General features: G+C 73.8%; 22 protein-coding genes. 12 read left to right on the top strand and 10 right to left on the bottom strand.

Annotated elements, in window-relative coordinates; all coding sequences use genetic code 11:
• Positions 1-88 precede the first annotated feature (88 nt).
• Complete coding sequence (locus OG386_RS24745; protein ID WP_030011817.1) at positions 89-319, bottom strand: hypothetical protein; 231 nt, start codon at positions 317-319, stop codon at positions 89-91.
• A gap of 60 nt (positions 320-379) precedes the next feature.
• Positions 380-1,300 (bottom strand): DUF3027 domain-containing protein, encoded by a 921-nt coding sequence (locus OG386_RS24740; RefSeq protein WP_328789927.1) that lies wholly within the window; start codon positions 1,298-1,300, stop codon positions 380-382.
• Between the two features lie 328 nt (positions 1,301-1,628).
• Here OG386_RS24740 and OG386_RS24735 point away from each other — a divergent pair, with 328 nt between their 5' ends.
• The 4 genes from OG386_RS24735 to OG386_RS24720 all read left to right on the top strand — a co-directional run bounded on the left by OG386_RS24735 (position 1,629) and on the right by OG386_RS24720 (position 5,274).
• The gene (locus tag OG386_RS24735) at positions 1,629-2,990 is read left to right on the top strand and encodes an MFS transporter (RefSeq protein ID WP_328789926.1); all 1,362 of its coding nucleotides are present in this window, start codon (positions 1,629-1,631) and stop codon (positions 2,988-2,990) included.
• 203 nt (positions 2,991-3,193) lie between these two features.
• Positions 3,194-3,685, top strand: a complete 492-nt coding sequence (locus OG386_RS24730; RefSeq protein ID WP_150257960.1) for a DUF2771 domain-containing protein — start codon at positions 3,194-3,196, stop codon at positions 3,683-3,685.
• A 13-nt stretch (positions 3,686-3,698) separates the two neighbouring features.
• The gene (locus OG386_RS24725; protein WP_328789925.1) at positions 3,699-4,430 is read left to right on the top strand and encodes a futalosine hydrolase; all 732 of its coding nucleotides are present in this window, start codon (positions 3,699-3,701) and stop codon (positions 4,428-4,430) included.
• A complete protein-coding gene (locus OG386_RS24720) occupies positions 4,417-5,274 on the top strand; it encodes a 1,4-dihydroxy-6-naphthoate synthase (RefSeq protein ID WP_405790750.1) in 858 nt (285 codons plus the stop codon). The genes OG386_RS24725 and OG386_RS24720 overlap by 14 nt, the downstream gene beginning before the upstream one ends.
• Positions 5,275-5,349: 75 nt before the next feature.
• Here OG386_RS24720 and OG386_RS24715 read toward each other — a convergent pair whose 3' ends face one another.
• Positions 5,350-5,733 (bottom strand): cold-shock protein, encoded by a 384-nt coding sequence (locus tag OG386_RS24715; RefSeq protein ID WP_030012939.1) that lies wholly within the window; start codon positions 5,731-5,733, stop codon positions 5,350-5,352.
• A 178-nt stretch (positions 5,734-5,911) separates the two neighbouring features.
• Here OG386_RS24715 and OG386_RS24710 point away from each other — a divergent pair, with 178 nt between their 5' ends.
• Positions 5,912-6,163 (top strand): hypothetical protein, encoded by a 252-nt coding sequence (locus OG386_RS24710; protein WP_327384681.1) that lies wholly within the window; start codon positions 5,912-5,914, stop codon positions 6,161-6,163.
• 20 nt (positions 6,164-6,183) lie between these two features.
• Here OG386_RS24710 and OG386_RS24705 read toward each other — a convergent pair whose 3' ends face one another.
• A complete protein-coding gene (locus tag OG386_RS24705; protein ID WP_327384680.1) occupies positions 6,184-6,807 on the bottom strand; it encodes an HAD family hydrolase in 624 nt (207 codons plus the stop codon).
• Positions 6,808-7,036: 229 nt separating this feature from the next.
• Between OG386_RS24705 and OG386_RS24700 the strand changes: the two genes are divergently transcribed.
• Together OG386_RS24700 and OG386_RS24695 are read left to right on the top strand one after the other, a co-directional pair.
• Positions 7,037-7,561, top strand: coding sequence for a SigE family RNA polymerase sigma factor (locus OG386_RS24700; protein ID WP_328789923.1), 525 nt, complete (start codon positions 7,037-7,039; stop codon positions 7,559-7,561).
• A 9-nt stretch (positions 7,562-7,570) separates the two neighbouring features.
• Entirely contained in the window at positions 7,571-8,395 is an 825-nt protein-coding gene (locus OG386_RS24695) for a hypothetical protein (RefSeq protein WP_328789922.1), read from the top strand.
• 59 nt (positions 8,396-8,454) lie between these two features.
• Here OG386_RS24695 and OG386_RS24690 read toward each other — a convergent pair whose 3' ends face one another.
• Entirely contained in the window at positions 8,455-9,468 is a 1,014-nt protein-coding gene (locus OG386_RS24690; RefSeq protein ID WP_328789921.1) for a hypothetical protein, read from the bottom strand.
• A gap of 86 nt (positions 9,469-9,554) precedes the next feature.
• Between OG386_RS24690 and OG386_RS24685 the strand changes: the two genes are divergently transcribed.
• Both OG386_RS24685 and OG386_RS24680 read left to right on the top strand, forming a co-directional pair.
• A complete protein-coding gene (locus tag OG386_RS24685) occupies positions 9,555-12,047 on the top strand; it encodes a helicase C-terminal domain-containing protein (protein ID WP_328789920.1) in 2,493 nt (830 codons plus the stop codon).
• 103 nt (positions 12,048-12,150) lie between these two features.
• Positions 12,151-12,747 carry a DUF4291 domain-containing protein gene (locus OG386_RS24680; RefSeq protein WP_328789919.1) on the top strand — a complete coding sequence of 199 codons (597 nt, stop codon included), beginning with the start codon at positions 12,151-12,153 and terminating at the stop codon, positions 12,745-12,747.
• Positions 12,748-12,775: 28 nt separating this feature from the next.
• Here the strand turns inward: OG386_RS24680 and OG386_RS24675 are convergent, their stop codons facing one another.
• Positions 12,776-13,318, bottom strand: coding sequence for a DoxX family protein (locus OG386_RS24675; RefSeq protein WP_328789918.1), 543 nt, complete (start codon positions 13,316-13,318; stop codon positions 12,776-12,778).
• A gap of 181 nt (positions 13,319-13,499) precedes the next feature.
• On the opposite strand from OG386_RS24675, the gene OG386_RS24670 reads away from it, so the two are divergent.
• Positions 13,500-14,300, top strand: a complete 801-nt coding sequence (locus tag OG386_RS24670; protein WP_328789917.1) for a hypothetical protein — start codon at positions 13,500-13,502, stop codon at positions 14,298-14,300.
• A 37-nt stretch (positions 14,301-14,337) separates the two neighbouring features.
• Here OG386_RS24670 and OG386_RS24665 read toward each other — a convergent pair whose 3' ends face one another.
• Together OG386_RS24665 and OG386_RS24660 are read right to left on the bottom strand one after the other, a co-directional pair.
• The gene (locus tag OG386_RS24665) at positions 14,338-14,829 is read right to left on the bottom strand and encodes an N-acetyltransferase (RefSeq protein ID WP_328789916.1); all 492 of its coding nucleotides are present in this window, start codon (positions 14,827-14,829) and stop codon (positions 14,338-14,340) included.
• On the bottom strand, positions 14,826-15,395 hold the full coding sequence (locus tag OG386_RS24660; RefSeq protein WP_328789915.1) for a peroxiredoxin-like family protein: 570 nt from the start codon (positions 15,393-15,395) through the stop codon (positions 14,826-14,828). The genes OG386_RS24665 and OG386_RS24660 overlap by 4 nt, the downstream gene beginning before the upstream one ends.
• Before the next feature lie 68 nt (positions 15,396-15,463).
• Here OG386_RS24660 and OG386_RS24655 point away from each other — a divergent pair, with 68 nt between their 5' ends.
• Positions 15,464-16,081 (top strand): TetR/AcrR family transcriptional regulator, encoded by a 618-nt coding sequence (locus OG386_RS24655; RefSeq protein ID WP_328793342.1) that lies wholly within the window; start codon positions 15,464-15,466, stop codon positions 16,079-16,081.
• Positions 16,082-16,233: 152 nt separating this feature from the next.
• The gene (locus OG386_RS24650) at positions 16,234-17,877 is read left to right on the top strand and encodes a DNA repair helicase XPB (protein WP_030387353.1); all 1,644 of its coding nucleotides are present in this window, start codon (positions 16,234-16,236) and stop codon (positions 17,875-17,877) included.
• Here the strand turns inward: OG386_RS24650 and OG386_RS24645 are convergent.
• Together OG386_RS24645 and OG386_RS24640 are read right to left on the bottom strand one after the other, a co-directional pair.
• Positions 17,835-18,602 carry a glycosyltransferase 87 family protein gene (locus OG386_RS24645; protein WP_328789914.1) on the bottom strand — a complete coding sequence of 256 codons (768 nt, stop codon included), beginning with the start codon at positions 18,600-18,602 and terminating at the stop codon, positions 17,835-17,837. The genes OG386_RS24650 and OG386_RS24645 overlap by 43 nt on opposite strands.
• Positions 18,603-18,649: 47 nt before the next feature.
• On the bottom strand, positions 18,650-18,829 hold the full coding sequence (locus tag OG386_RS24640) for a hypothetical protein (protein ID WP_328789913.1): 180 nt from the start codon (positions 18,827-18,829) through the stop codon (positions 18,650-18,652).
• Positions 18,830-18,944 lie beyond the last annotated feature (115 nt).

Genomic DNA, 18,944 nt, shown 5'->3' with positions numbered 1-18,944 from the left:
GAGGCTGAGTCTGCGCCTGCCGAAACCCCGCCGGAAGATGCCGGCCGAGTCTTGTCGCCATCTTGATACGTACAGGTGGGACGGGGCGTCAGTTGTCGTAGGCGGCCATCACGTACACCGTGCGCGGCGGCAGGTACTCGACCACCGTCACCACCGTCCCGACCGCGATGCGGCCGGTCCCCGCGACCGGGTGGGCGAGGAAGTGCTCCGCCCCGCCCCGGATCCGTACGATGACCTCGCCCACCAGCCCCGGGCCGACCGTCCCGGTCACCCGGCCGGTCAGTCCCACCATGTCCGCGTCGGCACCCGTGTCCCCCATGGGGCGAGGGTACGCCGCACGGCCACCGGACGGGGCCCGCCGAGCGGGCCCGCCGAGCGGCTACGAGTGGCCGAGGTCCGCGGCCGGCAGGTCCGACTCCGAGACCGGGACCGAGCCGGTGTCGGGGGCCGGTCGCAGGGTGAACTCGTCCGAGGCCATCGAGTCGAGCACCGGCGGGGCCGGCCGCATCGGCGCCGGCATGACCGCGGCCTCCGAGTGGCCGCCGCAGCCGTAGGACAGCGACACCAGACGGCCGTCGGCCGGGCTGAACTCGTTCGCGCAGACTCCGAAGGCCTGACCGAGCGAGCCGCCGATGGCGACGAGGAAGCCGCAGGAGACGCAGGACGCGGGCGCGGCCTGCGCCATCGGGGTCTTGGCGCCGAAGGACTCGTCCCAGCGGTCGGCTGCGGTGTGCAGCCCGTACCGCGACAGCACGCGCGCCCGGCGCATGCCCAGTTCCTCGGCGACCGAGGTGATGGAGCCGCGTACGGGGACCACCGCGCGGTCGGTGACGTCGGCGTCCTCGGCCTCGACCAGTTCGGCCATCTCGGTGGAGACCACCGAGTTCGGCGGCGGGGCGTCCTCGCCCGACCAGCCCGGCTCCAGGCGCAGGTCCTCGGCGTCGGTGGGCAGCAGGTCGCCGGGGCCCATGTCGCCGGGGCGCAGTCGCTCGCTCCACGGCACCCACTCGGGGGCCAGCAGCGCGTCGTCGCCGGGAAGCAGCACCGTTTCGTCGAGGGTGACGTTCTTCGCGCGGGAGGCGCGGGTCACGGTGACGGCCCAGCGCCAGCCGCGGTAGCCGGGCTCCTTGGACTCGAAGAAGTGGGTGACGACGCGGTCGCCCTCCGCCACGGCGGAGACGTGCGCGCCGACCACTCCGGGGAAGGCGGCCTCCTCGGCCGCCGCGCGGGCGAGTTCTACCGCCTCGACGCAGAGGCGGTCGGGGGTACGCGGGGTACGGCTTCGCGTCGCAGCACTCACTGGTCTCGTTCTCTCCTACGCCGTCTCACGTGTGCGCCGTCCGTACTGTCGTCCACAACGACCCGGCGGTGCTGTCCGTACGGGGCACGGGCGGAGCGGACCAGAGGGCCGCGTCGACGTCCGCACCCGATCGGACTCCGGGCGCACCTCACTGCAACCCATTCTGCGGGATCACGAAGAGGCGCGCGGCCAGGAGCATCCGCCGGTGGCGCGCTACGCACGCTACCTCCTCTTAAGCCTCGGGCACACATGCAAGGTCCGATTCGCGGACAAGCCACCGGCCGCGCGACGCGCCGGGAGGCGCCCCGGCAGGGCCGGGTGGGGCACTATGTCGAGTGTGGCACCCGTACGGTCGTCCGACGACGGCTCGGGACCGGCCAGGCGGGCCGGCCGGGCTGTCGGGCGTGCGCTGCACCTTCCGGCGCGGGGGATCCGGCGGGCCACGCACGCGCACGGGGCGGGGGAATCGGGCCTCGGCAAGCTGATCGAGCTGCACGCCATCAACGGCGCCGGCGATGTGATGATCACGGTGGCGTTGGCCTCGACGGTGTTCTTTTCCGTTCCCACGGACGAGGCGCGCAGCCGGGTGGCCCTGTACCTGGCGATCACGATGGCCCCCTTCACGGTGCTGGCCCCGGTGATCGGTCCGTTGCTGGACCGGCTGCCGCACGGCCGGCGGGCGGCGATGGCGACGTCGATGCTGGCCCGCGCGCTCCTGGCGCTGCTGATGTCGGGTGCGGTGGCCACGGGGGGCATCGAGCTGTATCCGGCGGCACTGGGCGTGCTGGTGGCGTCCAAGGCGTACGGGGTGGTCCGCAGTGCGGTGGTGCCCCGGCTGCTGCCGCCGAAATTCTCACTCGTCAAGGCGAACTCCCGGGTCACGTTGGCGGGTCTGCTGGCGACGGGCGCGGCGGCGCCGGTGGGTGCCGCCCTGCATCTGATCGGGCCGCCGTGGCCGCTGTACGGGGCCTGCGTGATCTTCGTGTGGGGGACCTTCGCGGCGTTCACGCTGCCGCACAAGGTGGACGAGGCCAAGGGCGAGCGCCGGGCGCGGCTGTCCACGCACGAGGCGCACTCGAAGCGGCCGGGCCTGCGGACGGTCAGCCGGTCGGTGCTGTGCGGGCTGCTGGCGAACGCCTCGATGCGTGCGCTGTCCGGGTTCCTGATCTTCTTCCTGGCGTTCCTGCTGCGCGAGCACCCCGTGGCGGGGCAGAGCGCGGCGGTGTCGCTGGGCATCGTGGGCGTCTCGGCGGGCGTGGGCAACGCCTGCGGTACGGCGGCGGGCGCGTGGCTGCGGGCGCGGGCGCCGGAGGCGATCATCGCGGCGGTGCTGTGCCTGACCCTGGGCGTGGCGGTGCTCGCGGCGGTGTTCTTCAGCGCGCTGTTCATGGCCGTGCTGGCCGCGACGGCGGGCTTCTGCCAGGCGCTGGCGAAGCTGTCGCTGGACGCGATGATCCAGCGGGACGTGCCGGAGTCGGTGCGGACCTCGGCCTTCGCGCGTTCGGAGACGCTGCTCCAGGTGGCGTGGGTGCTGGGCGGCGCGATCGGCATCGTGCTGCCGCTGAACGGGGTACTGGGGATGTCGGTGGCCGCGGCGATCGTGGCCCTGGGCACGACGATGGCGCTGCGCGGCGTCCTCTCCGCCCCCCGCCCCCACCGCCCGGACACCTCCCGCCCCCGCGTGGCGTAACCTCCAGCCCCGCCGGCGCTTGAGGCGACCCTTCAGCCCCGCCGGCGATTGAGGCGCGGGGTCCGGGGCGGAGCCCCGGGAATGCCCGGGCGGAGCCCGGGGTCGCTCGCGCGGCGGCGCCGCACCGGCAGAACCGCGCCGCGCCGCAGGCCACCGGTACCCCGTGCGGCGGCGCAGCCCACCGGCCCGATAGCCTTCGGCTCATGACCGCACCGCTTTTCTCGGGTAGGGCCCGCCGCAGCGTCGCGGCCCTCGGAGCCGTGTCCGCCGGCCTCCTCCTCCTCTCCGCCTGTGGCGAGAAGCCGACGCCGCTGGCGACCGTGACGGTCGGCACCTCGTCGGTGTCCGCCGAAGCCTCCTGCCACAACGACGGCAAGGAGCTCTCCATGGACCAGGTCCAGGAGTGCCTCACCAACCTCAAGAACCCCAAGACCGTCGAGTACGCCCGGGGCGACACCCTGCGTCTCGGGGTCGAGCCGGAGATCGTCGAGGACGGCAAGCGCTGGTCGGCGGTCCTGGACGGCCAGCCGATCACCGAGCCCTCCTCGAACACCTACCGCAGCTTCCCGGGCGCCGACGTCTTCGCGACCGGCGGCCAGGGCGAGGCCCCCTCCTCGAAGAAGCTCGCGTTCCTGCAGATCGCCGAGGACGGCAAGCCGCTCGCCGTCTGGTCCTTCAACCTCAAGCTCAAGTAACCGGCCGGCAGCGGTGCGCGCGCTCGTCGTGACCGCGGTGGCGGCGGAGGCAGACTCCGTCACCACCGGGCTGACCCCTCATCCCGACGCCTTCGGTCCCGGCCCGCGCACACTCCCCGGTGGTTACCTCGTCAACCGCCGGGACCTTCCGGGCATCGCCTTCGACGTGCTCGTCGGGGGCGTCGGTCCGGCGGCGGCCGCCGCCGGGACCGCCACCGCCCTGGCCCTCGCCGACTACTCGCTCGTCGTCTCCGCCGGCATCGGCGGCGGGTTCGCACCCGCCGCCCCGCTCGGTTCCCTCGTGGTCGCCGACGCGATCGTCGCCGCCGACCTGGGCGCCGAGACCCCCGACGGTTTCCTCGACGTGACGGAGCTCGGCTTCGGGCACAGCGTGCACCTGCCGCCCGCCGAGCTCGCCGCCCGCGCCGCCGAGGCGACCGGGGCGCTGCTCGCGCCCGTGCTGACCGTCTCCACCGTGACCGGGACCGCCGCCCGGGCCGCCGCGCTCGCCGCCCGGCACCCGATGGCCGGGGCAGAGGCCATGGAGGGTTTCGGGGTCGCGGAGGCGGCCGCCGCGCACGGGCTGCCCGTACTGGAGATCCGCGCCGTGTCCAACGCCGTGGGCCCCCGTGACCGTGCCGCCTGGCGGATCGGGGACGCGCTCGCCGCGCTCGCCGACGGCTTCCGCGTGCTGGGGCCCGTACTCGCGAACTGGGGAGAACGCCATGAGCATGAGCACCGGTGAACCGCTGAAGATCGCCTATTCGCCCTGCCCGAACGACACCTTCGTCTTCGACGCGTGGGCCCACGGCCGGGTGCCGGGCGCGCCCGCCCTCGACGTCACCTTCGCGGACATCGACGTCACCAACGGCATGGCCGAACGCGGCGAGCTGGACGTGCTGAAGGTCTCGTACGCCGTGCTGCCGTGGGTGCTGGAGGAGTACGCGCTGCTGCCCTGCGGCGGGGCGCTGGGACGCGGCTGCGGCCCGTTGGTGCTGACCCGCGAGCCGGGGGTCGACCTGGCCGGGCGGACGGTGGCCGTGCCGAGCGAACGCTCCACCGCCTACCTGCTGTTCCGGCTGTGGGCCGCGGACGTGCTGCCGGAGGGCGTCGGCAAGGTGGTCGTCCTGCCGTTCCACGAGATCATGCCGGCGGTCCGGGACGGCCGGGTGGACGCCGGGCTGGTGATCCACGAGGCCCGGTTCACCTATCAGGACTACGGGTTGCACTGCCTGGCCGACATGGGTGAGCACTGGGAGTCCACGACCGGCCTGCCGATCCCGCTCGGCGCGATCATCGCCCGGCGCTCGCTGGGCACGGAGCGGCTGCGCGCGCTGGCCGAGTCGGCCCGTACGTCGGTCCGGATGGCCTGGGACGACCCGGAAGCCTCCCGCCCGTACGTCCGAGCGCACGCGCAGGAGCTGGACCCGGCCGTCGCCGACCAGCACATCGGGCTCTACGTCAACGAGTTCACCGCCGGCCTCGGCGAGTCCGGCTACGCGGCGGTGCGCGGGCTGCTCACCCGGGCGGCGGCCGAGGGTCTGGTACCGGCCATCCCGCCCGGCTCGCTGGACTTCCCGCAGGACTGATCGCCCGCACACACGGCTGCGCCCCGCCGCTCTTTCGAGTGGCGGGGCGCAGCCGTACGCGTGACGGCGCGGGGCTCAGACGTCGAGCTGGTCGGCGACCGCGCGCAGCAGTCCGGCGATCTTCGTGCCGTGCACCTTGTCGGGGTAGCGGCCGCGCTCCAGCATCGGGGTGATGTTCTCGAGCAGGGTCGTGAGGTCCTGCACGATCGAGGCGAGCTCGTCGGGCTTGCGCCGCTGCGCCGCCGCGACGGACGGCGCCGGGTCCAGTACCGTCACCGAAAGTGCCTGGTCACCGCGCTGGCCCGCGACGACACCGAACTCGACGCGCTGGCCGGGCTTGAGAGCGTCCACCCCGGCAGGGAGCACCGACGAGTGGACGAAGACGTCGCCGCCGTCGTCACGGGAGAGAAAGCCGAAGCCCTTCTCACTGTTGAACCACTTGACCTTGCCGGTAGGCACGTCCGTCCTCTGTCCTTGTGCTCGTCGGGGGTCCGAAGGGCCGCGAACGGCTCCGGACAACAGCGCAGCGGGCCATGTGTGACCCGCCACCTCAAGGCTAATGGTCGGGGGCCGGGTGACAAGACGTTCCCCGGTCCTTCACGGTCGGCTGCTTCGGCCAGGGAACTACCCTGGTGAGGTGACTGTTACTCCTCATTCAGACGAAGCGCGGCCCGGCGACGGACTGGTCAAGGCCGGCGGCATCGTGTTCATCGCCGGGGCCGTGGCCACACTGGCGACCATGGCCCCGCTCTTCTTCGACGTGGACCCGTTCCCGTCGTACGCCTGGGCGGTCTGCATGCTCATGGGCGTCGGGTTCGGCATCTCCGCGGCGGGCGTGCTCCGCTCGGCCGCGGCGCAGCGCAGGGCGGCCCGGGCCTCGCAGGCGTAGCGGGCCCGGGCGGGAACCGCCTAGACGGGCTCGGGCTGTGCGGCGACGTACTGCGCGAGCCACTGCGGCAGCGCGGTGAGGTCGGGCAGGACCACGTCCGCGCCCGCCTCGCGCAGTTCCTCCTCCGGGCACGGGCCGGTCGGCACCACCACGGACAGCGCGCCGGCCGTACGGGCCCCGCGTACGTCACCGACGTGGTCGCCGACGTAGACCTGTGCCCCGTACTCGCGCAGCGCACCGGCCTTGGCCTCCGCCCAGAGCCAGCCGACGACCGCGTCGGCCTCGATGCCGAGGTGCGACAGGTGCAGGCGGGCGTTGGGCTCGTGCTTGGCCGTGACGACGATCGCGCGGCCGCCGAGCGCCTGGACGGCCTCGATCGCCTCGCGGGCGCCCGGCATCGCCGGGGTCGGCCCGATGGCGTACGTGGGGTAGATCTCGCGGTAGCGCTCGGCCATGGCCGGGATCTCGGCCTCCGGGAACCAGTGCGCGAGCTCCTCCTCCAGCGGCGGGCCCAGCCGGGTGACCGCCTCGTCGGCATCGATGAAGGTCCCCGTCTCGGCGGAGAGGGCCTGGTAGGCGGCCTTGATTCCGGGGCGCGAGTCGATGAGGGTCATGTCGAGGTCGAAGCCGACGGTGAGGTTCATGCCTTCCATTGTGCCGAGGCGGCTGCACGGGAGGCCGACTGCGGGCCTACACCGAGGAAACGCACGCCGAGGACCGCCCGACCCCACGGCCCTCGGTCCCTTCGGTCCTTCGGTCCTTCGGTCCTTCGGTTCCTTCGGTTCCTTCGAATCCTCCACGTCCGTGCTCAACCTTTTCCCGGCGGCAGCGCTCAGGACAGGGATGACGGACACGATGTGAAGGGGAGGGCCGATGCCGCAGCCCATCGAGCACGACTCCGGGGGCGACCCGGGCCTCGACTTCGAGGCGTTCGCCCGGGCCGGCCAGCGCAGGCTGTACCGGACCGCGTACCTGCTCTGCGGGAACGCCGACGGCGCGCGCGATCTGACCCAGACCACGCTCGCGAAGCTGTTCCAGCACTGGCGGCGGGTGTCCACCGCCGATCATCCCGATGCGTACGCCCGGACCGTGCTGACCCGCACCTTCCTTGCCGAACGGCGGCGCCGGCTGCGGGACCTGCTGGCCCACCGGCGCGTCGACCCGCCGCCGCGGCCCGAGCACGCCGACCTGCGCGTCACCCTGCTCGCCGCGCTGGCCGAACTGCCGCCGCGGGCCCGGGCCATGGTCGTCCTGCGCTACTGGGAGGACCTGAGCGTCGAGACCGTCGCCGAACTGCTGCGCTGTAGCGAGGGAACGGTCAAGAGCCAGTGCTCGCGCGCCCTGACGAAGCTGCGCGCGCAGCTCGGCGAGGCCCACATCTACGCCACCGAGAACTGAGGAGACGCCATGGGTTCCCACGAAGACCTCGCCGACGACCGGGCCGCCCTACTGGTCCGGGACGCGATGGACCGCGCCACCGCGGAACTGCCCGCACTGACCGACCTGGCGGGCCCGGCCCGTGCCCAGGGCCTGCGCCGCAAGGCGCGCGTCCGGGCGGGGATCGGCGGTGCGGTGGTGGCCGTCGCCGCGCTGAGCGTGGCCGGAGCGCTCGCGCTGCCCGGCGACGACGGCGCTCGCAGCGCGACCGGCTCGACCGGCGTCGCCGCGGCGCCCGGCGTCGTGGCGCAGCCGCCCGTGCACATCGAACCGACCCCGGGCGAGACCTCGATGGCCGATCTGCCGCCCGCCGAACGGGCCCGGCAGGAGGACTTCCAGAACCGGGCCGTCGCCGCGCTCCAGGGCTTGCTGCCCGAGGCGGTCGGCACCGTGCAGCGCACCGACCTCGCCGTGAGCCTCTACCGGGGCACCAAGGACGGCAGGACGTTCGACGTCGTCTTCTCGGTGCGCCCGGCGGACAGCGCCGCAGAGCGGTGCCGCGAGATCAAGGGCGCGGTCTGCACGACGGGCACCCTGCCCGACGGCACCGAGGTCGACGCGTCGACCTCGCCGGTCGACTCGGGCGCGGTCACCGCGTCCCGGGTCTGGTTCCGCTACGGCACCAGCAACGTCTCGCTGACCGTGAACCCGCACGAGCCGTCGAACACCTCGGCGCCGGTCACGGGGGCCCAGCTGCTGGAACTCGCGAAGGCCCCCGGCTTCCTCGACCTGGTGAAGACCGCCGACCAGCACCCGATGGAGGCGAAGCAAACACTGCTCCCCGCCGGCGATTGAGGCGCGGGGTCCGGGGCGGAGCCCCGGCAGCGGCGCCGCACCCTCGGCCATGCCACGGGCTACCGCCGCCGCGCGCGCCACACCAGGTAGAGCGCGGACGCGAGCGCAGCGCCCCGCAGGACCCACGGCCACATCCCGTGCAGCACCCCGCTCAGCTGGTCGTCCGACAGGGTCTCCCCCCATTTGCCGTTCATCCGGCCCCACACCCACAGCACCGCCGCAGTGAGCACCGCGCCGGGCGGGCCGAAGACCACCCATTTCCGCTCGGCCGGGCCCAGCACGCGCGAGGCGTACGGAAGGAGCCAGCCGACGACGAGGAGCAGCCAGTAGCCGGTGAGCGTGCCGACGACGAGGACGGCCGCCGCCAGCAGCAGCAAGGCGTTCGGCCGCGGGCGGGCGGCCGGGGCCGCCGGGGCTTGCGGCGCGGCGGCGGCCCCGGCCGCCGCCGCGTCCTTCTTCGCGCGCCGCCGCTCGCGCAGGAACCGTACGAGGCTCTGCGCGCTCCCCTCCTGCGCCCCGGGCGGGGCCGGCGCCGCCGCCTCCTTCTCCCGCGGTTCGTCCTCCGGTCCGTCCTTGAACAGGTCCGGGATCTCGATGCCGCCCGCGAAGCCCTCGACCTGCGGGCCCGCCCCGTGCGTCCCCGGGCCCATCCGCCACCAGTCGGGCTCGGCCCCGCCGGAGGGGCCGAGCTCGTCCAGCCCGGCCAGGTGCGGCGGCACGTTCTCGGGCTCCGCCGCCGGGCGGACCGGCGGCACGTTCTGGCGGCGCAGGCGGCCCGGTCCACGCTGGACGGGGACCGACAGGCCGGTGTCGGCGGGGGCAGCGGGGGCGGGGGCCGCGCCGCGTCGGGAGCCGAGGGTGTCCAGGACCTCCTCGGGCGTGCCGATCCGCTCCAGGATGCGCCGTACGGCGGCCGGGGTGTCCGGGTCGTACTTGGCGCGCCGACGGTCGATCTCGTCCCGCAGCCCCGACACCAACCGCATCCGGTCGCCGGAGGACAGCTGCCGTTGTTGCGCCAAGTCCCCGACGCGGCTCAGATATTCGTAGACCAGATGGTCGCTTTCGATCCCCACGCCCAGGCTCCTCCCTTACCCCCTGCCCCGAAGGTAGCGCGTGCGCCCGTGGAGCTGCTGCGGGCGCAGCGGATACCGTTGACCGGATGGGGACCGGCCGACTGACCGGCCGACTCGACCAGGAGGCGACTGTGCCCGAGGCAAGCACTGCGGCGGGATCCGCCGGCGGGAGCCCGGCGGGAAGCTCCCCGCGCTCACTCGCCGAGGCGCTGCGCGCCCGTGACGACGCGGCGCTCGCGGCCCTGTTGCGCGCCCGCCCGGACCTGCTCGGACCGGTGCCCGGCGACGTGACGCAGCTGGCCACCCGGGCCGGGACCCGGGCTTCGGTGGTGCGCGCCCTGGACCGGCTGGACCGGTTCGCGCTGCAGACCGCCGATGCCCTGGCGGTGGGCCCGGACCCGTGCCCGTACGCGGTGCTGGAGGGGCTGCTGACGGGCGGCGAGGACGAACGGGCCCGCGCCGCGCTCCCCGACGCCCTGGCCACCCTGCGCGACCAGGCCCTGGTGTGGGGCGACGAGGACCGGGTGCGGCTGGTCCGCACGGCGCGCGAGCTGCTGGCCCCCTCGGCCTCCCGCCCCTCCCCCACCGGGCTGGGGCCGACCGTCGCCGAGGCCACGGCCGGGATGTCGCCGACCCGGGTGCAGGAGATCGTGGCGGCCGTCGGGCTGCCCGCCACCCACGACCCGGTGTCCGCGGTGACCGCGCTGACCGGGCTGTTCACCGACCAGGAGCGGATGTCGGCGCTGCTGGACGAGGCTCCGGCCGAAGCGCACCAGGTGCTGGGACGGCTCGTGTGGGGGCCGCCGTACGGGGAGGTGACCCCGAATCCGACGCCGCCGGTGCGCTGGCTGCGCGACCGGGGGCTGCTGCTGCCCGCGACGGCGCGGACCGTCGTGCTGCCCCGCGAGGTGGCCCTGCACCTGCGCGGCGGGCTCGCGCACCGGGACACCGCGCCGGTGGCCCCGCCGGTGCCCGCGCACCGCGAGCACCGTCCACAGCTTGTGGACGCGAACGCCGCCGGGCAGGCGCTGGCCGCACTGGCCACCGTCGAGGAACTGGTGAAGTCCTGGGAGCACGCGGGTCCGCCGGTGCTGCGGGCGGGCGGTCTCTCCGTACGGGACCTGAAGCGGACCGCGGCCGCGCTGGACACGACCGAGCAGCAGGCGGCCTTCTGGGCCGAACTGGCCTACGCGACCGGCCTGCTGGCCAGTGACGGGGAGGCGGACGAGCGGTACGCACCCACTCCGGCCTTCGACGACTGGCTCGAACTGCCTCCCGCCGAGCGCTGGTCGCAGCTCGCGGCGGCCTGGCTGCCGGCCACCCGTACGGCCCCGCTGGTCGGCGAGCAGGACACCAAGGGGCGCACGCTCTCCGCGCTCGGCCCCGAACTCGACCGCTCCGCCGCCCCCGAGGTGCGCCGGCGCGTGCTGGAACTGCTCGGGGAGCTGCCCGAGGGCGCCTCGCCCGACCCGGAGACCCTGCTGGCGCGGCTCGCCTGGGAGCGTCCCGTACGCGGGGCGAGCGATCTGCGGGCCCGGCTCGCGCACTGGGCGCTGGCCGAGGCGGAGGTCCTCGGCGTGACCGGCCGGGGCGCCCTGTCCGGGCCCGGCCGGGCCCTGCTGGAGCACCGCGACCCGGCTCCGCTGCTGGCCCCGCTGCTGCCGGAGCCGGTGGACCACGTGCTGCTCCAGGCCGACCTGACGGCGGTGGCCCCGGGCCCGCTGCTCCGCCCGCTGGGCGACACCCTGGCGGTGCTCGCGGACGTGGAGTCCAAGGGCGGGGCGACGGTGTACCGGTTCACGCCCGGCTCGGTGCGCCGGGCCCTGGACGCCGGCCATGCCGCCGCGGACCTGCACGCCTTCCTCAAGGAGCACAGTCGTACCCCGGTGCCGCAGCCGCTGGCCTACCTGATCGACGACGTGGCCCGCCGGCACGGACACCTGCGGGTCGGCGCGGCCTCCTCGTACGTGCGCTGCGACGACGACGCGATGCTGGGCGAGATCCTGGCCGACAAGCGCTCGGCCGGGCTGGGTCTGCGCCGCCTCGCGCCGACGGTGCTGGCGGCGCAGGCGGATCCGACCGTCCTGCTGGAGGGGTTGCGGGCGATGGGGTACGCGCCGGCCGCGGAATCCCGTACCGGCGACGTGCTGGTGGCGCGGGCCGACGCCCGCCGCACCCAGCCCCGCTCGGCGCCCGTACCGGTGCTGGAGGGCCCGCCGGTGCCGGACGCAACACTGCTCGCGGCGGCCGTACGGGCGATCCGCGCGGGCGACGTGGCGGCGACGGCGGTGCGCAAGGAGCCCGCGACGACCTCCGCCGCGGGGACCGGGGTGCCGGGCGAACTCCCGCGCACGAGCGCGGCGGAGACCCTGGCGACGGTGCAGGCGGCCGCGCTGACCGGGTCGGCGGTGTGGATCGGGTACGTGAACGCGGAGGGCGCGGCGAGCCAGCGGGTCATCGCGCCGGTCCGGGTGGAGGGCGGCTTCGTCACCGGCTACGACCACACGGCGGACGAGGTACGGACGTACGCGCTGCACCGGATCACCGGTGTCGCGGAACTGGCGGACGATCAGGTGTAGGGGCCGGCGGGCCGGGGCGGCCGGTGCGGGCCGGGCGGCTCCCGGTCCGCACCGGCGTCGAAACCCGGTGGCCGGCAGGGTGACGAGCCGTCATCCTGAACGCATGTCCGACGAGCACGTCCCGAACCGCCAGATCCGCGCGGCGCACACCGACACCACGATCACGGTGTACCAGGCCTACTCCCCCTCGCTCGGGGTGCCGGCCGCCCGTGACGGCCGCTTCCCGCCCGCCTGGAAGCGCGAGCGGATGACGTGGATCAAGCCGTCGTTCCTGTGGATGATGTACCGCTGCGGCTGGGGGTCCAAGGACGGCCAACAGACGGTGCTGGCGATCGAGATCACCCGTGAGGGCTTCGACCGGGCGCTGCGCGACGCCTGCCTCTCGCACTACGCACGGGGCGTGCACGCGGACCGGACGGCCTGGAAGGAAGCCCTGCTCGAGGCGCCGGCCCGGGTCCAGTGGGACCCGGAGCGGGACCTGCGGCTGAATCCGCTGCCGTACCGCTCGCTCCAGCTGGGCCTGTCCGGTCCGGCGTCGCGCGCGTACGCCGACGAGTGGACGGTCGGCATCCGCGATGTGACCGGGCTGGCCCGGGAGATCCGGGGCCTGCTCGGGGCGGGGGACGAGGCGGCCGCGCGCGCCCTGCTACCGGCGGAGACCCCGTACCCCGCGGGTCCGCTGCCGCACTTGGGGGCGTAGCCGACCGGTCCCGGTCGGTCCCGGTCGGTCAGTCCCGGATGAGCAGGACGACGAATCCCACGACGGCGCCCAGCAGCAGCGCGAGCAGGGAGTAGCGGGGCCGGTTCTCGCGCAGCACCGGAAGGTGGTGGTCGACGGAGAAGCGGCCGGGCCCGGTGAGGGTGAGGGCGACGATCGCGGCGAACAGCACCACTTCGAGTTCCACGCCCTTGGGCGGGAAGTAGGCGCTCAGGCCCCGGACGTCGAGGATGTTGATGAAGGTGCCGGTCAGGGCCGCTCCGGCGAGCGGGGTGAGCAGGCCGAGGGCGAGGCCGAGGCCGCCCAGGGTCTCGGCGAGACCGGCGATGACGGCCATGGCGTCCCCGGCGGGGTAGCCGGCCATCGTGAAGCCCTTGCCGGTCGCGGTGAGGCCCGGGCCGCCGAACCAGCCGAAGAGCTTCATCGTGCCGTGGCCGGCCATGCTGAGGCCGACGACGAGCCGGAGCAGGAGCAGACCGGTGTCGTGGGTGACGGTGGTAGCGGGAGCCGAGGAGGGGCTGAAGAGCGTGCGGTCCCAGCTTGCTTGCGTCATGAGGGTCCGTTCCGACGTCGCCTGTGGGCGCCTGCCACCCTAGGCCGGGCGTCGGTGACGCTCCGGGAGCGACGTCTGCGCCCGTCCCATCTGCCCACGGCGTCTACCCGTTCGGCCCTGGAACGCCCGGACACACCCCCAGCAAGGGGCCGCCGTCGACGGTTCGCTACTGTCCCGAACCATGTCTGAGCTGCCTGATTTCCACAGCGCCATCGTCTACCTGATCAACGCCGACTCCGCCCGGGCGACGCTTCCCTTCCAGCGGGCGAACCGGGCGGAGCAGCACGCGACGGCCTTCTGGTTCAACGAACTCATCGAGGAAACCGACGAAGGTTCGGTCATCCGGCAGTACTTGGTGACCGCCGGTGAGCCGACGAGGGTCGAGACGGCCGAGATCACCCTCCGGCCGGAGCTGTGCTCACCCGCGATGAGCGCGGAGAAGGTGACGGTGATGGGTTTCGCGGAGGGGTGGATCCACCTCGGGGACCTGGGCGTGGCGGTCATGCCCGACACCGCGTTGTACGCGTACGCCGCGCGCAAGGGGTGGAGCTGGACGACGGACGAGATCACCGACGGTGTCGCGGCCACGGAGGAGGACATCGCCCGTCTCGGTGGGACGCCGGTCCCCGCCTACCTGCTGGGCCACCCCGTCGACGCCGAGAACGGCGCGCGGGAGCAGGCCCTCGTGGTCGGGGAGGTCGTGCGCACCGACGAGGACGGCGTCCGCTGGGTCGGAACCCTGCCGCAGGGGTGCGTCGGCGCACCGGTGTTCATCGGAGCCGGTCTCGGCGAGAACAGCTTCAAGCTGGTGTGCGTCGGCGTGGCTCTGCCGGGCGAGGGCCACCACCCGATCGCGACCTTCGACCGCATCCGCACCGCCCTGCTCGCCCTCGCCCCCGACCAGCGCGGCGATGCCCCCGCCACCGCCGTGGAGCCTCAGTCCGGCGCGCCGAAGCGTCGTTGGTGGCAGCGGCGCGGCTGATGCAGCAGGCCGGCGCGGCCACCGGCGAACACCGTTCTCACCTGGGGGCGTAGTCGATCCGCCCGGCGTCGAAGGGCCACACCTCGTGGAGCCAGCGGGTGATCCTCTCGTGGACCCGCGTGTCCAGAGCGGCCCGGTCGGAGCGCACCCAGTGGCTGACGGTGACCCGGCCGGGGGCCTCTCGTGAGCCGTGGATGTACAGGCAGCCGATCACCTCGCCGGCACCGTCGCCGGCGCCGTCGGCCTCGCCTTCCAGGAGGCTGTAGGCGAAGGCGACGCGCTCCTCGAACTCCTGCGCGTGCCGGAGCAGGTCGGCCAGGTTCGCCTCGGCGGACATCCCCGCCACCGGCGGCCAGCCCCGCCCCACGAAGCCGGGCGTCGCCCTGATGTGCGCGATGCTCCCGGTCCAGGCGGCGAGGTCGCGCTCGTTGTGCTCGGCGCCCAGCGGCTCCAGCCGGAAGCCGTCGGCGACGAGGGTCCGCGGGACCGCGAAGTCGGCGGGCACGAAGGGCTGCTGATCATGATTCATGCCAGGACGGTACGTGCCCGTTCCGCCAGGGTCAGCAGCTTTTCCACCGGCCACTGGTCGTCCGCGTGCACCCCGTACCCGGCGGCCGCCACGCGTCCGTCCGGTGCGATCAGGAAGTCCGCCGGCAGTCCGAGCCGCCCGCCGTCCTGGACGAGCGTCGGCGGCTTCGCCCGGCCGCGCAGGATGTCGAGCGTGCCGACGGCGATCGCCCGCCAGGCGCGCGCGGCCAGCAGGGCGCGGTAGGACGACTCGACGCCGAACTCCGCGTACAGGCGCTTGCGGGGGTCCGCGACGACGGCGAAGGGCAGGTCGGCCACGTGCTCGCGCAGTTCGTCGGCGCCGGAGTGGAAGACCACGACCTCCCGGATCCCGGCGGCTTCTATCTCGGCGTGCCGCCGCACCACCGAGCGCAGGTGCAGATGGCAGATGGGGCAGCCGGCGAACCGGCGGAACTGGAGGTGGACGAGGCGTTCGGGGTCGGGGACGGCCACGGGCGCGCCGTCCGCGACGGCGGTGAGGATGCGGGTACGGACGATGGAACCGGTGTCGAGCTGCACTGAGGGCACTGAGGTCTCCTCCGTAAGCGTATGACGTACACCTACAGCGTAAGCGTATGCCGTACGCTGTCAACACCATGCCGCGCCCCCGCTCACTCACCCCGGACCAACTGGCCGCCGCCGCCCTCGCCGTGATCGACCGTGAGGGTCTGCCCGGGCTGTCCATGCGGGCCGTCGCCGTCGAACTCGGCATCAGCACCATGGCCCTGTACCGGTACGTCCAGGACCGCGGGGAGCTGGAGGCCCTCGTCGTCGAACTGGTCCTCGGCGCCGTCGACAGCACGCCGCCGCCCCTGACCGCCGGCCCCTGGCGCGCCCGCATCACGCTCCTCGTCGACCGGATGCGGGACACCGTCGGCGCGCACCCCGCCGTGCTGCCGCTCACCATGAGCCACCGGCACCGCTCCCCCGGCGTACTGCGCTGGGGCGAGACCGTCCTCGGAGTGCTCGCCGAGGCCGGGTTCGGGGCCGAGGAGCGGATCATCGCCCTGCGGGCCCTGCTCGCCTACGTGATCGGCGCGATCCAGCAGGAACACCTCGGCGCCCTCTCCGGCGCGGGCACCGCCGCGATCGCCGAACTCCCGGCGCAGGAGTACCCGTACCTGACCGAGGCCGCGCTCGGCGCCCGCCACCTCACCCCGGACCGCGAGTTCCACGGCGGCCTCGCCCTGCTGCTGGACGGCCTCGGCCGCTGACCGGCCGCCCGGCCCGCCGGGTGCCCCGGCTCGCGCCCCGCCCGGTGCTCCGCCCGGTGCTCCGCCCCGTGCCCCGTCGAAGCGCCGTGTTCCCACCCTCCGCGCCGTACGGCACACTGGAGGTTTGACCTGAATGAAACGGGGCGCCGCGCGTGAATGGTCCACTCATCGTCCAGAGCGACAAGACCCTCCTCCTCGAAGTCGACCACGAGCTCGCCGGAGCCGCCCGGCGTGCCATCGCCCCCTTCGCCGAGCTGGAGCGGGCACCCGAGCACATCCACACCTACCGGATCACCCCGCTCGGCCTGTGGAACGCCCGGGCCGCTGGCCATGACGCCGAGCAGGTCGTCGACGCGCTCGTCGAGTACTCCCGCTACCCCGTCCCGCACGCGCTCCTCGTCGACGTCGCCGAGACCATGGCGCGCTACGGCCGCCTGACCCTCTCCAAGCACCCCGTGCACGGACTGGTGCTGACCAGCACCGACCGGCCGGTGCTGGAGGAGATCCTGCGGTCCAAGAAGGTCGCCCCGCTCGTCGGTGCGCGGCTCGACGCCGACACCGTGGCCGTGCACCCCTCCGAGCGCGGGCAGATCAAGCAGACGCTCCTCAAGCTGGGCTGGCCCGCCGAGGACCTGGCCGGCTACGTGGACGGCGAGGCGCACCCGATCGACCTGGCCGAGAACGGCTGGGCGCTGCGGCCGTACCAGCAGCAGGCCGTCGAGGGCTTCTGGCACGGCGGCTCCGGCGTGGTCGTGCTGCCCTGCGGCGCCGGCAAGACGCTGGTCGGCGCCGGGGCCATGGCGATGGCCAAGGCGACGACGCTGATCCTGGTGACGAACACCGTCTCGGCCCGCCAGTGGAAGCACGAGCTGGTCAAGCGGACCTCGCTGACGGAGGACGAGATCGGCGAGTACTCCGGTACCCGCAAGGAGATCCGGCCCGTCACCATCGCCACCTACCAGGTCCTGACGACGAAGCGGAAGGGCGTCTACCCGCACCTGGAGCTCTTCGACTCCCGAGACTGGGGCCTGATCGTCTACGACGAGGTGCACCTGCTGCCCGCGCCGGTCTTCAAGTTCACCGCCGACCTCCAGGCCCGCCGCCGGCTCGGCCTGACCGCGACGCTGGTGCGCGAGGACGGGCGGGAGTCGGACGTCTTCTCCCTCATCGGGCCGAAGCGGTTCGACGCCCCGTGGAAGGAGATCGAGGCGCAGGGCTACATCGCGCCCGCCGACTGCGTGGAGGTCCGGGTCAATCTGACGGAGTCGGAGCGGCTCGCGTACGCGACCGCCGAGACGGAGGAGAAGTACCGCTTCTGCGCGACCACGGCGACGAAGCGCAAGGTCACCGAGGCGCTGGTGGCCAAGCACCGCGGTGAGCAGACCCTCGTCATCGGGCAGTACATCGACCAGCTCGACGAGCTGGGCGAGCACCTGGACGCCCCCGTCATCAAGGGCGAGACCTCCAACGCGCAGCGCGAGAAGCTCTTCAACGCCTTCCGCGAGGGCGAGATCAGCGTGCTGGTCGTCTCGAAGGTCGCGAACTTCTCCATCGACCTGCCGGAGGCCACCGTCGCCATCCAGGTGTCGGGCACCTTCGGCTCCCGCCAGGAGGAGGCCCAGCGCCTGGGCCGCGTGCTGCGTCCGAAGGCGGACGGCCACGAGGCGCGGTTCTACTCGGTCGTCGCGCGCGACACGATCGACCAGGACTTCGCGGCGCACCGCCAGCGCTTCCTGGCCGAACAGGGGTACGCCTACCGGATCATGGACGCCGACGAGCTGTTGGCGAGCGACTGACTCCGGCACGCGCGGGCGGTCAGGACGGCCAGTAGGGGAGCGCACCAGACCCACAGCGGCGGCCAGTCCAGTACGAGGGCCCGGGCCGCGTCGGCCAGGTGCCGGGTCCAGAACTCGGCGGAGGCCTCCGGCAGGACCAGCAGCCCGAGCAGGGCGGTCCCGGCCGAGGCCGCCAGCGCGGTGAGCCCGGCGCGGACGCGGCGGGTCAGCAGGAGATAGGCGGCGATGGCCGCCGGGGCGAGGGTGATCCCGGCGGCGACGCCCAGCGCGAAGCCCTTGCCGAGCGCGGAGCGCGGCCGGCCGAGGTCCCACAGGACCAGGCAGGCGAGCGCCAGGTTGATCAGCCCGGCCAACGGTGCTTGGAACAGCGGCTGCAGCCACAGCCCGGCGATGGTGGCGGCCAGCACGGGCCCGGGCCGGGACCGGAGTCCCGCGAGGCGGCAGGACAGGGTGATCAGCAGGGCGAGCAGGCCGGCGTTGCCGAGGACGAGGACGGCCTTCAGCGCGCCGCTCGGCAACCACGCGGCGGGCGTGAACAGGATCGCCGCGAACGGCGGATACGTGGCGGACGGCCCCCACTCGGCGGCGGAGAAGCCCTGGACGAGGGCGTCGGCCACCGGAATGCGCAGGGCGATGCAGAGCACGCCGAGCAGCAGCAGCGAGCCGGTCAGCAGCACACCGGCGAGGGACGACGGTGAGCGGTTGTAAGCGGGACTGCGGGTCACCCGCGTGACCCTAGTGGATCAGTGCGGGTGCAGGGCGGGTCCCGAGGTCAATGGCGTATGACGCCCGCGTCCTCGGCGTATTCACCGAGCACGACGACGCTCACGGCGGTCGCCGCGAAGATCTTGACGGCACGCAGCATGCCGCCGAGGCCGTTGCGCGGAAGGGAGGCGGAGTCGGCGCCGCTAGGACGGCTGCCCTGGATCGAGGTGAAGGTTGCGGGGCTCATGCATCCATGGTGCGTTTTCGCACCGTCCCGCACATCGCTCCCGGGAGGGAACCTCACGGCCCCCGGGGTCCTCCTCCCGTCGCATGCGCACCCCTAGGGGTGGATACCAAGGTCT

Origin of the sequence: Streptomyces sp. NBC_00273, from assembly GCF_036178145.1 — a bacterium.
GTDB lineage: Bacteria > Actinomycetota > Actinomycetes > Streptomycetales > Streptomycetaceae > Streptomyces.
This window is presented reverse-complemented; position numbering and strand designations above follow the sequence as displayed.